10 protein-coding genes are annotated in these 12,112 nt (G+C 70.5%); 5 read left to right on the forward strand and 5 right to left on the reverse strand.

The genetic code is table 11. The annotated features are described in order from the left end of the window. Positions 1-60: 60 nt before the first annotated feature. Positions 61-2,343, forward strand: a complete 2,283-nt coding sequence (secD, locus tag AC6EH9_RS04615) for a protein translocase subunit SecD (RefSeq protein WP_498421012.1) — start codon at positions 61-63, stop codon at positions 2,341-2,343. Positions 2,344-2,408: 65 nt separating this feature from the next. Continuing rightward, positions 2,409-4,442, forward strand: coding sequence for an ATP-dependent DNA helicase (locus tag AC6EH9_RS04620; protein WP_498421014.1), 2,034 nt, complete (start codon positions 2,409-2,411; stop codon positions 4,440-4,442). Between the two features lie 9 nt (positions 4,443-4,451). Here AC6EH9_RS04620 and AC6EH9_RS04625 read toward each other — a convergent pair whose 3' ends face one another. From AC6EH9_RS04625 to lexA, 3 genes are all read right to left on the reverse strand, one after another. Further along, entirely contained in the window at positions 4,452-4,859 is a 408-nt protein-coding gene (locus tag AC6EH9_RS04625; protein WP_498421015.1) for a DivIVA domain-containing protein, read from the reverse strand. 9 nt (positions 4,860-4,868) lie between these two features. After that, positions 4,869-5,660, reverse strand: a complete 792-nt coding sequence (locus AC6EH9_RS04630) for a phosphatase PAP2 family protein (RefSeq protein WP_498421018.1) — start codon at positions 5,658-5,660, stop codon at positions 4,869-4,871. A gap of 74 nt (positions 5,661-5,734) precedes the next feature. Then, positions 5,735-6,538 (reverse strand): transcriptional repressor LexA, encoded by an 804-nt coding sequence (lexA, locus tag AC6EH9_RS04635; protein ID WP_498421020.1) that lies wholly within the window; start codon positions 6,536-6,538, stop codon positions 5,735-5,737. Positions 6,539-6,936: 398 nt separating this feature from the next. Between lexA and AC6EH9_RS04640 the strand changes: the two genes are divergently transcribed. Continuing rightward, positions 6,937-7,308 (forward strand): LysM peptidoglycan-binding domain-containing protein, encoded by a 372-nt coding sequence (locus AC6EH9_RS04640; protein ID WP_498421022.1) that lies wholly within the window; start codon positions 6,937-6,939, stop codon positions 7,306-7,308. A gap of 4 nt (positions 7,309-7,312) precedes the next feature. On the opposite strand, the gene AC6EH9_RS04645 is transcribed toward AC6EH9_RS04640, so the two are convergent. Then, positions 7,313-7,645: a hypothetical protein gene (locus AC6EH9_RS04645; protein WP_498421023.1), complete on the reverse strand. Its 333-nt coding sequence runs from the start codon at positions 7,643-7,645 to the stop codon at positions 7,313-7,315. An 87-nt stretch (positions 7,646-7,732) separates the two neighbouring features. Continuing rightward, positions 7,733-8,185 carry a hypothetical protein gene (locus tag AC6EH9_RS04650; protein ID WP_498421026.1) on the reverse strand — a complete coding sequence of 151 codons (453 nt, stop codon included), beginning with the start codon at positions 8,183-8,185 and terminating at the stop codon, positions 7,733-7,735. Positions 8,186-8,549: 364 nt separating this feature from the next. Here AC6EH9_RS04650 and nrdR point away from each other — a divergent pair, with 364 nt between their 5' ends. Next, positions 8,550-9,050 carry a transcriptional regulator NrdR gene (gene nrdR / locus AC6EH9_RS04655; protein WP_498421028.1) on the forward strand — a complete coding sequence of 167 codons (501 nt, stop codon included), beginning with the start codon at positions 8,550-8,552 and terminating at the stop codon, positions 9,048-9,050. Between the two features lie 124 nt (positions 9,051-9,174). Beyond that, positions 9,175-12,042 (forward strand): vitamin B12-dependent ribonucleotide reductase, encoded by a 2,868-nt coding sequence (locus AC6EH9_RS04660; protein ID WP_498421030.1) that lies wholly within the window; start codon positions 9,175-9,177, stop codon positions 12,040-12,042. Positions 12,043-12,112 lie beyond the last annotated feature (70 nt).

The raw sequence follows: 12,112 nt of genomic DNA on the forward strand, positions 1-12,112 counted from the left end.
CGCCCCGGCGTGTCGGACCCGGATTCGGTGACTCAGGGCACGTCAGGGAAGATGGCGCACATGTCACGTGGTGTTGTCGTACGTCTGCTGCTTGTCCTCGGCCTGTTGGCCGGCTGTGCGGCCATCGCCATCAAGGTCGAGCCCCGTCTGGGCCTCGACCTGCGTGGCGGTGCCCAGTACATCCTCCAGGTGGAGGACTCCGACAAGGCCGAGGCCAACGAGGAGAACGTCGACAAGGTCATCGAGGTGCTGCGCGGGCGCGTCGACGCGCTCGGTGTCGCCGAGCCGACCCTGGTGCGCCAGGGCGAGGACCGGATCCTGGTGGAGATGCCCGGCATCTCCGCGGAGGACGCCACCTCGGCCGAGGAGGTGCTCGGGCAGACCGCCCAGCTGACCATCAACCCGGTGATCGCCACGGTGGCCCCGCCGGCGGAGGACCAGCCCGCGCCCAAGCCCAAGAAGGGCAACTTCATCTACCCCGAGGCCGACACCGAGGGCGCCTCGCTGCTCGAGGTCGGCCCGGCCGCGCTGCAGGGCGACGAGATCAAGAACGCCGAGGCGGCGATGCGCGAGATCCAGTGGGTGGTGAACATCGACTTCACCAGCCAGGGCTCCAAGGCGTTCGGCGAGCTCAGCGCCGCGGCCGCCTGCGCCACCGGCGACCCGAACCGGATCGCGATCGTCCTGGACGGTCAGGTCATCTCCTCCCCGACGGTCAACGTGGGCTGCGGCAGCCGGATCACCGGCAGCACCGAGATCAGCGGCGACTTCAACGCCGAGACCGCCAAGGAGCTCGCGATCCTGATCGAGGGCGGCTCGCTGCCGCTGCCGGTCGAGTTCATCTCCGAGCGCCAGGTCGGCCCCACCCTGGGTGACGCCGCCATCGACGCCTCCATCGAGGCGGGCATCATCGGCCTGATCCTGACCGGGCTCTTCATCATCATCGTCTACCGCCTCGTCGGCTTCCTGGCCACGCTCGCGCTGACCACCTACGCGCTGCTCTCCTTCGCGCTCCTGCTCGCCTTCGGTGCCACGCTCACCCTGCCCGGCCTGGCCGGCTTCGTGCTGGCCATCGGCATGGCGATCGACGCCAACGTGCTCGTCTTCGAGCGAGCCCGCGAGGAGTACGCCGCCAACCGGGCCGCCGGCATGCGCAAGGCGCTCAAGGTCGGCTTCGACAAGGCGTGGAGCGCGATCATCGACTCCAACGTCACCACGCTGCTCGCCGCCGGGCTGCTGTTCTTCCTGGCCTCGGGCCCGGTCAAGGGCTTCGGCGTGACGCTGTCCATCGGCGTCGTGGCCTCGATGGTCTCCGCGCTGATCATCGCCCGGGTGCTCACCGAGGTCGGCGTGAGCGTCCCCTTCGTCCGCAAGCGCCCGGCGATCACCGGGCTCGCGGACACCGGTCGCGCCCGCAAGTGGCTCGAGCGCAAGAACCCCGACCTGATGTCGCGCAGCAAGCTGTGGCTGGGCATCTCCGGCGCGGCGCTGGTGTTCGCCCTCGCCGGCATCGTCACCCAGGGGCTGAACCTCGGCGTGGAGTTCACCGGCGGGCGCACCATCGACTACTCGCTGAGCCAGGAGGTCTCGGTCGACGAGGCGCGCGACGCCGTCGCCGACGCGGGCTTCCCCGAGGCGGTCGTCCAGGGCGCCGACACCGGCGACATCACCGTGCGCACCGGCAAGATCACCGACGCCGAGGCCGACTCGATCCAGGCGGCCCTCGCCGAGATCGGCGGCGAGGTCACCGTCGAGGACAGCCAGGAGATCGGTGCCAGCCTCGGCAGCGAGCTGCGCGACAAGGCGCTGATCGCCTTCGGCATCGCGCTGCTGGCCCAGATGCTCTACCTGGCGATCCGGTTCAAGTGGACGATCGGTCTCTCCGCGGTGGCCGCGATGGCCCACGACGTGCTGATCGTGGTCGGCGTCTTCGCCTGGCTCGGCAAGCCCATCGACGGGGTCTTCCTGGCCGCCGCGATGACGATCATCGGCCTCTCGGTCAACGACACCGTGGTGGTCTTCGACCGCATCCGCGAGCGCTGGTACGCCTCGCGCGACGAGAAGTACGAGACCGTCGCCAACACCGCCTGCCTGGAGACCATGCCGCGCACGATCAACACCGGCCTCGGCACGATGTTCATCCTCGCCGCCCTGGCCGTGCTCGGCGGCGACTCGCTGCGCGACTTCTCCATCGCGCTGCTGCTGGGTCTGATCATCGGCACCTACTCGTCGGTGTTCACCGCGACGCCGCTGTCGATCATGCTGCAGCGCAAGTGGCCGATGTCGCGGGCCGCGAAGGTCAAGGTCGTGCGCGCCCCCGAGGACTCCGGAGCGGTCGTCTGAGCCGTCCGTCCCCAGCCCGCCGACGGCCGTGTCCGGCTGTCGGCGGGCGCGGTTAGGGTTCTCGGGTGCCCGCAGCGACCTCCCCGTCCGATCCGAGCCCGCACGCCCCCGAGCGGCCCGCGGCGTCGGCGGGCGCCCAGCGGGTCCGTGAGCTGCTCGCCTCGGCCGTCTCGGCCCTCGGCGGCAGCGAGCGCACCGGCCAGATCCAGATGGCCGAGGCCGTCGCCGACGCGATGGAGCAGGGCCAGCACCTGCTCGTCCAGGCCGGCACCGGCACCGGCAAGTCGCTGGGCTACCTGGTGCCCAGCCTGCTGCACGAGAGCCGCGTGGTCGTCGCGACCGCCACCCTGGCCCTGCAGCACCAGCTCGTCGAGCGCGACCTGCCGCGGCTGATGGAGGCGGTCGGCGACCTCGTCGACGACACGTCGTACGCCGTGCTCAAGGGCCGCTCCAACTACGCCTGCCTGCACCGCATCCGCGAGGGCGTGCCCGACGACCAGGGGGCGCTGGTCGACCTCCCCGAGTCCTCCCAGGGCGCCGAGGTGCTCCGGCTGCGGGCCTGGGCCGAGGAGGAGGCGGAACGGGCCGGCACCGGCGAGCGCGACGCCGCGCCCCGGCACACCGAGCGGATCTGGCGCCAGGTCAGCGTCAGCGCCCGGGAGTGTCTCGGCGCCACCCGGTGCGCGTACGGCGCGGAGTGCTTCGCCGAGCGGGCCAAGGAGCGGGCGGCAAAGTCCCAGCTGATCATCACCAACCACTCGCTGCTCGCCATCGACGCCATCGAGGGCGTGCCGATGATCCCTGACTACGACGTCGTGGTCATCGACGAGGCCCACGAGCTGACCGCGCGGGTGACGCAGGCCGCCACCGACGAGATCACCGTCAGCGAGATCGAGCGGGCCTCGCGGCGCGCCCAGCGCCACGTGGACGGCGACCAGGCCGACGAGCTCGGCGACGCCGGCGAGGCCCTGGCCGACGCGCTGGCCGGCATCGACGCCGGGCGGATCCAGCGGATGCCCGAGGCGCTCTCCGACGCCCTCGTCCTGGTCCGCGACGCCGCCCGTGCCTGCATCTCGGCCTTTCCCAAGGACGGCGAGGGGGAGGCCGACGCCGGCAGGACCCAGGCCAAGGGGATGGTCCAGGAGCTGTTCACCCACGCCGAGCGGATGGCGGCCGACCTCGAGTCCGACGTGCTGTGGCTCTCCGAGGCCCGCGACCGGATCCCCGCCCGGCTCTGCGTGGCCCCGCTGCAGGTGTGGGGCCAGATGCGCGACAAGCTGCTGCGCGAGAAGACGGTGGTGTTCACCAGCGCCACCCTGATGCTGGGCGGCGACTTCAACTCGGTGGCCACCAGCGTCGGGCTCAAGCCCTCCGAGCGCGACACGGTGCTCGGCGAGCGGGCCGCGTCACCGCCCGAGGGGGTGCTCCCGTGGCGCGGGCTCGACGTCGGCTCGCCCTTCGACTACGGCCGCCAGGGCATCCTCTATGTCGCGCGCCACCTGCCGCCCCCGGGTCGCGACGGGCTGGGCGAGCGTCAGCTCGACGAGATCGTGGAGCTCATCGACGCCTCCGACGGGCGCGCGCTGGGGCTGTTCTCCTCGCGCCGCGCCGCCGAGGCGGCCGCGGAGGCGGTCCGGGCCCGGCTGCCGCACCTGACCACGCTGGCCCAGGGGGACGCCCAGCTGCCGGAGCTGGCCAAGCAGTTCGTCGAGGACCCGCACACCTGCCTGTTCGGCACGCTCAGCCTGTGGCAGGGCCTCGACGTGCCCGGCGACACCTGTCAGCTGGTGCTGATCGACCGGATCCCGTTCCCGCGCCCCGACGACCCGCTGATGTCGGCGCGCCAGCAGGCGGTCGACAAGTCCGGCGGCAACGGCTTCATGCAGGTGGCCGCCACCCACGCCGCGCTGCTGCTGGCCCAGGGGGCGGGCCGGCTGATCCGGACCACCTCCGACAAGGGCGTCGTCGCGATCCTGGACCCACGGCTGGCCACGGCCCGCTACGGCGGCTTCCTCAAGGCGAGCCTGCCGGCGATGTGGCCGACCACCGACCCGGCCGTGGTCCGCAAGGCGCTCAAGCGCCTCTCCGAGAGCGAGTGAGCCCGGGCCTCAGATGAACGCCGAGGCCACCACGAACGCCACCAGCGAGATCACCAGGATCAGCGCCGTCAGCCGCGCCCAGGCCGGGGGACCGGACGGGCGGAGGTGGGTGGTCGGCAGGTCGGCCCCGCGCAGCTCCGGAGGCAGGCTCGGGTCCTGTCCCGGCGACGCGGGCCTGCCCCGCTGGCGGCTGCGCAGGTAGTGGAGCATCGAGGCGACCCAGTCGTCGACCTGGGCCATGTCGTAGGACGCCTCCTGGCGGCGCACCGTGAAGCGGACGTCGAGGAGGTCGTCGGTCGACACGGCCGGTGGCGACTGCGCGATCGCGGCCTGCACCCGGGCGATGAACGCGTCGACCTCCGCGGGGTCGTAGCCCTCGCGGAACCTGCGAGCGGTGAAGCGGGGCGCGAGATCCATGTGCAGACGCTAGCGCGCCGTGCGGTGCCCTCGTCGGGCGCTCCAGCGATCCCCGACCCAGAAGCCGATCAGCACCACCAGCCAGCCGACGACCACGTCGAGGACCCAGTGGTTGCCGGTGCCCACGATGACGACCGCGGTGACCAGCGCGTAGGCCCAGCCCAACGACCTGATCCACACTCCGCGGACCTCACGGTGCACCGCGAGCGCCACCCAGAGCGCCCAGCCGGCGTGCAGCGACGGGAACGCGGCCAGCTGGTTGGTGAGGTCGCCGAACCCCTTGGGTGCCGAGGCCTCGCCACCCCACCAGCCGTCGGCGGCGTGCAGGTGCAGGACGTCGACGTAGCCGTCCACCAGCCGCGGGGGAGCGGTGGGGAGCAGCAGGTACATCGCCAGGCCCAGGACGGTGGCGACGAGCAGCGCCGTACGCGCCGGGACGTAGGCGGCGCGGCCCCGTAAGTAGAGCCAGACCAGCGCGACGAGCGTGACGACGTAGTGGGTGGTGGCGTACCAGTAGGAGGCGGCCAGGCCCACCCAGGAGACCGCGACGAACCACTGGTTGAGGCCGGCCTCGACGTCGAGGCCGACCAGGCTCTCCAGGTGCAGCAGCTGGACCGCGCGCTCTCGCGCCGGCTCGAAGGAGTCGTCGGCCACCAGGCGACTGGCGCTGTAGGCGACGTAGAGGCTGGCCAGCACCGCGAGCTCGAGGAGCCCGCGCCGCAGACGCGGCCGGGTCGCGAGGGTGGAGCGCCCTGCCGTCCGGTGGGCGGCGGCGGTCGGGGGCTGTCTCGCGATCGTCACTTCCCCATTCTCCCGCGAGCTCGTCGGATCCGCATCAGGAATGACCCTGAGCGGGCCCGTGCCCGATCCGAGGGTCACATGCGGCGCAGGACCGCCGTGACCTTACCGAGGATCGTCGCATGGGTCCCGTCAATAGGGTCGTACGCCGTGTTGTGCGGGAGCAGCCACACCTGGCCGTCCTTGCGCTGGAACGTCTTCACCGTGGCCTCGCCGTCGATCATCGCCGCCACGATCTCCCCGTTGTTGGCGGTCGGCTGCTGGCGGATCACGACGTAGTCCCCGTTGCAGATGGCCGCGTCGATCATCGAGTCACCGGCCACCTCGAGCAGGAACAGCGTGCCGTCGCCGACGAGCTGCTTGGGCAGCGGGAACACGTCCTCGACGCGCTCCTCGGCCAGGATCGGCCCGCCGGCGGCGATCCGGCCGACCATCGGCACGTTGATCGCCGCGGGCATCGCGTCGCCGATGCCGGTCGGGTCGAAGTCCTCCTCGGCGACCGGGTCCGGCGCCGACATGGAACGGCGTGCGGCCATCACCTCGGGCAGGAAGACCTCGATGGCCCGGGGGCGGTTGGGGTCGCGCTTGAGGAAGCCCTTCTCCTCGAGCACCTTCAGCTGGTGCGCCACCGACGAGGAGCTGGTCAGCCCGACCTTCTCGCCGATCTCGCGCATGCTCGGCGGGTAGCCGCGCATCTCGATGGAGTCGCGGATGACGTTGAGGACCCGCTGCTGGCGCGGGGTCAGGCCGGTGGCGTCGGGGGGCCCGTCCGGCAGCACCGCGACCTTGGCGCCGCCCTTGCCGGCGCCCTTGGTGCGCGCCTTGGCGGGAGTGGACGCGCTGGTGCGGCCCCCGTCGTCCGAGCCCGTTCCTCTGGCCATCTGTGTGCCTCTCTGCTTCGGGGCGGTGTGAGCGCCGGCCGCGCCGTCGCGTCCGCCGATGCTCCCTACCGTAGACCGCCGACACCGGCAGGTTCAAACATCTGTTCGAAGGGCGTGTCGCCCTCGCCAGGCTGAGGAACTCGAACGCATGTTCGGCGTTTCTCTTGCCCTATTCGAACACATGCTCTAAGTTCGCTCGTATGTTCGATCGAACACCTGATCGAACGGATGCCTTTCAAGCGACATGCCCGATCAGGTGACTCGGAGACGCTTCCTCACGCGGCCGGCGACAGCGGCTCGCAGCGGGACTGTCGGTGGTCGCTTGTAGACACAGACCGACACGGCAGCACTGCCGGGCAACCGCCCGGCCCTGACGCCGCCTTCCCCTGGAGGTCCCCATGAGCAGCACCGCAGTCCACTTGGCCGCACAGCCCGTTGCCCGCCCCGCCTCGCGTCCCGCCCGCCCCGTGGCCGGGCCGGTGCGGCTGACCCGTCGCGGGAGGGCGGTGATCCTGGGCGGCGCCGTCTCGCTGCTGCTGGCGGTAGGGGTGGTGCTCGGTGACGGCTCCGTCGCCACGCAGAGCGCCGGGCAGGCACCGGACACCCGGATCGTCGCGGTCGGGCCCGGTGACACGCTGTGGGGGATCGCCAGCGAGATCGCCTCGCCGGGGGACACCCGCGAGGTGGTCGACGAGATCCAGCGGCTCAACGCCCTCGACTCGGCCGCGGTGATGTCCGGTCAGCGGTTGCGCGTGCCCGTGCGCGACTGAGCGATCAGCGCGCTGCCCGTCGGCCCCCGGTGGGGCGCGGCGCCTCGTCGGGGCGTCGAGTGACGCCGAGCTCGCGCAGGGCGTGGCTGCCGAGCAGCAGGGCGGCGAAGAGACAGGCGATGGCGCCGAGGCAGGCCAGTGCCAGGAAGCCCCAGGCGGCGGAGTCGCCGGCCCGTGCCGTGCTGCCGAAGTCGATGGCAGCGCTGACGAGGTAGCCCCACGCCACCACCGTCACCGTGATCCCCAGTGCCAGCGCCATGAGCAGGCCGCGCCGCCTGCGCGGCGCGGCCATCGCACGACGGGCCCCTGCTCGCTTGCCGCCACTGCCCGTGCTCACGCTCACGATTCTCCTCTGAGTTCCGCTGGCAAGGGTAAGGCTCCTCCCCGCGGGCCCAGCGGTCAGCCGTCCGGGGAGGTCCGATGGCTACTGCGTGACGAGGTTGTAGCTGACCAGCTCGGTGCCGTTGCCGTCGATCGACTCGATGATCGCGGTGTCGGGGCCCTTGACCAGGACGTGCGCCGAGCTGCCCGGCGTGGTGTTGTCCTGCCAGCCCTTCTCCACGAACCGCGCCACCGCCTCGCCGGCGGCGTCGGCGCCCTCGCTGTCGGGGGCGACGAGGATGCTGAAGCTGGTTCCGTCGTCGGCCTTCTCCGAGTTCGTCGAGACCAGCTCGCCCTCGATCAGCGGCGCGTCCTGCTCCGGGTAGCCCTCCGGCAGTGCGTCCGGGTCCGGCACCTCTCCGGTGCCGCTGGGGGACTCCAGGCTCGAGGGCTCCTGCTCGGAGTCTCCCTCGGAGCTGCAGGCGGCCAGGCTCAGGCCGGGGAGCAGCAGCAGGGACAGGGCCAGGGCTCCGGTGCGCGACGTACGACGACTCATAGGGTCACCTTCGGGTTAGGGATCGGTGTCGGGAGTCAGTCAAGCAGGTCGCCGCGCCGGGGCCGGAGTCTCTGGCCCGCGGGGCACGCAACCCCGCTGACCTGCGCTTTCGCGCCTGGTGATTCGCGGCCCGGAGACTGGTCCGGACGACACGCCGGGCCCGCTTGCCTTAACTCCGGCCCGGGCGTACGGTTCCACTACATCTAGTAGTTACACCGTTGTGCTTATCCACATCTAGTTCACAGTCGGCTAGGGGATGGTCCACAGGTAACCGCATGTTGTCCACAGAAGAAGCCGATTTCTCCACAGCCATGACCACACCCTCCGGGTGCCTCGTGGCATGCCCACGAGAGGAGCACCCGCGATGCACTGTCCCTACTGCCGGAACACCGACACCAAGGTGCTCGACTCCCGGGTCGCAGATGACGGCGGCTCGATCCGCCGTCGCCGTACCTGCTCGGCATGCAAGAAGCGGTTCACGACCGTGGAGCAGATGCAGCTGACCGTGCTCAAGCGGTCGGGTGCCACCGAGCCGTTCACCCGGGAGAAGGCGATCTCCGGTGTCCGCAAGGCCTGCAAGGGCCGGCCGGTCACCGCGGACCAGCTCGACTGTCTGGGACAGACGGTGGAGGACACCCTGCGCAGCGACGGCTGGGCCGAGGTGCCCGCACACGAGGTCGGCCTGGCCATCCTCGGGCCCCTGCGCGAGCTGGACGAGGTCGCCTATCTCCGCTTCGCGAGCGTCTACCGGGCCTTCGAGTCCGCCGACGACTTCGTCGCCGAGATCGAGCGGCTGCGCACGGAGCGGGAGCCGCTCAGCGACGCCACTGTCGGTGGCGTGCGCGATCCTCAGCCCACGGGCTGACCACAGACCGCCCGGCACGTAGTGGGGAAGCTGCGTGCCGGGCGCACCACTCAGTACCACCCCTCGCGGGAACCACCAGGCCCGCGAGGACGACGAAGAAGTCACCAGGAACAAGGAGAGCCCCATGACGGAGACTGTCAGCGGATCCAGGCGCAAGGCCGGAGCAGCATTGAAGATCGAGCGAGTCTTCAGCACCAAGGGCGTGCACCCCTACGACGAGATCACCTGGGAGCGGCGCGACGTCGTCCAGACCAACTGGAAGACCGGCGCGGCCGTCTTCGAGCAGCGCGGGGTCGAGTTCCCCGACTTCTGGAGCGTCAACGCCTCCACGATCGTCACCACCAAGTACTTCCGCGGCGCCGTCGGCACCGACGCCCGCGAGACCAGCCTCAAGCAGCTCGTCGACCGGGTGGTGAAGACCTACACCAAGGCCGGCCTCGAGCACGGCTACTTCGCCTCCGCCGCGGACGCCGAGATCTTCGAGCACGAGCTGACCTGGCTGCTCGTGCACCAGTACTTCTCCTTCAACTCTCCTGTCTGGTTCAACGTCGGCACCCCCTCCCCGCAGCAGGTCAGCGCGTGCTTCATCCTGTCGGTCGACGACTCGATGGACTCGATCCTGAACTGGTACAAGGAAGAGGGCTTCATCTTCAAGGGCGGCTCCGGAGCCGGCCTCAACCTCTCCCGGATCCGCTCCTCCAAGGAGCTGCTCTCCTCGGGCGGTACGGCGAGCGGCCCGGTCTCCTTCATGCGCGGCGCCGACGCCTCCGCCGGCACCATCAAGTCCGGTGGCGCGACCCGCCGCGCGGCCAAGATGGTCGTGCTCGACGTGGACCACCCCGACATCGTGGAGTTCGTCGAGACCAAGGCGCGCGAGGAGGACAAGATCCGCGCGCTGCGCGACGCCGGGTTCGACATGGACCTCGGTGGCAAGGACATCACCTCGGTGCAGTACCAGAACGCCAACAACTCGGTGCGGGTCAGCGACGAGTTCATGCGCGCGGTCGAGGAGGGCACCGAGTTCGGCCTGCGCTCGCGTGGCACCGGCGAGGTCATCGAGACCGTCGACGCCCGCGAGCTGTTCTCGAAGATCTCGACGGCCGCCTGGGAGTGCGCCGACCCGGGTCTGCAGTACGACGACACGATCAACGACTGGCACACCAACCCCGAGACGGGCCGGATCACCGCGTCCAACCCGTGCTCGGAGTACATGTCGCTGGACAACTCCTCGTGCAACCTCGCCTCGCTGAACCTGCTGAAGTTCCTCAAGGACGACGACACCTTCGACGGTGAGCTGTTCGGCAAGGCGGTCGAGCTGATCATCACCGCGATGGACATCTCGATCTGCTTCGCGGACTTCCCGACCGAGTCGATCGGCGCCACCACCCGCGACTACCGCCAGCTCGGCATCGGCTACGCCAACCTCGGCGCGCTGCTGATGGCGATGGGGCTGGGCTACGACTCCGACGGCGGGCGCGCGATGGCCGCGGCGATCACCTCGCTGATGACCGGCACGTCGTACAAGCGCTCGGCCGAGCTGGCCGGGATCGTCGGCCCCTACAACGGCTACGCCCGCAACGCCGAGGCCCACAAGCGCGTGATGCGCAAGCACCAGGCCGCCAACGACACGCTGCGTCCGCTGCACCTCGCCGACGAGCAGGTGCACAAGCTGGCGACGAAGGCCTGGGACGCGGTCATCAAGTCGGGCGAGAAGCTCGGCTTCCGCAACGCGCAGGCCTCGGTGCTCGCGCCGACCGGCACCATCGGCTTCATGATGGACTGCGACACCACCGGCATCGAGCCGGACTTCTCGCTGGTGAAGTTCAAGAAGCTCGTCGGTGGCGGCTCGATGCAGATCGTCAACCAGACGGTGCCGCGGGCGCTGCGCAAGATGGGCTACCAGCCCGAGCAGGTCGAGGCGATCGTCGCCTACATCGCCGAGCACGGTCACGTCGTCGACGCGCCGAGCCTCAAGGCCGAGCACTACGAGGTCTTCGACTGCGCGATGGGCGCCCGCGCCCTCAAGCCGATGGGCCACGTCCGGATGATGGCGGCCTGCCAGCCGTTCCTCTCCGGGGCCATCTCCAAGACCGTGAACCTGCCCGAGTCGGCCACCGTCGAGGAGGTCGAGGACATCTACCTGCAGTCCTGGAAGCTGGGGCTGAAGGCGACCGCGATCTACCGCGACAACGCCAAGGTCGGCCAGCCGCTGTCGGGCGGCAAGGGCGACAACAAGGGCGAGGACTCCAACAAGTCCGCGGTCGTGGAGACCAAGGTCGTGGAGAAGGTCGTCTACGCGCCGACCCGCAAGCGCCTGCCGAAGTCGCGCGCCTCGCGCACCACGTCGTTCACCGTCGGCGGCGCCGAGGGCTACATGACCTCGGGTGCCCACGACGACGGCGAGCTCGGCGAGGTCTTCCTCAAGCTCGGCAAGCAGGGCTCGACCCTGGCCGGCGTGATGGACGCGTTCTCGATCGCGGTCAGCATCGGCCTGCAGTACGGCGTGCCGCTGGAGACCTACGTCTCGAAGTTCACCAACCTGCGCTTCGAGCCGGCCGGTCTGACCGACGACCCGGACGTGCGGATGGCGCAGTCGATCATGGACTACATCTTCCGTCGCCTGGCGCTGGACTACATGACCTTCGAGGACCGCTCCGCGCTCGGCATCTACTCCGCCGAGGAGCGTCAGCGCCACCTCGAGACCGGCTCCTACGAGCCGATCGTGGAGACCGGCTCCGCCGCCGAGCTCGTCGACGAGCCCGCCACCGGCCTGCCCGAGGTGCCCGTCGAGACCAAGGACACCCACGGCGGCGAGCAGCGTGAGATCCCGGCGCAGCCCGCCCAGGAGGCGCACACCTCCACCGAGCTGATGGAGAAGATCACCGGCACCGCCATCGACAGCCCGCTGTGCTTCACCTGCGGGACCAAGATGCGCCCGGCCGGCTCCTGCTACGTGTGCGAGGGCTGCGGCAGCACCAGCGGCTGCAGCTGACCCGAGACACACAGACACGCACGAGGGCTGCCATCCCGACCGGGGTGGCAGCCCTCGTGCGTGGTGGTGG

The organism is Nocardioides sp. Z21_20 (genome assembly GCF_059766585.1).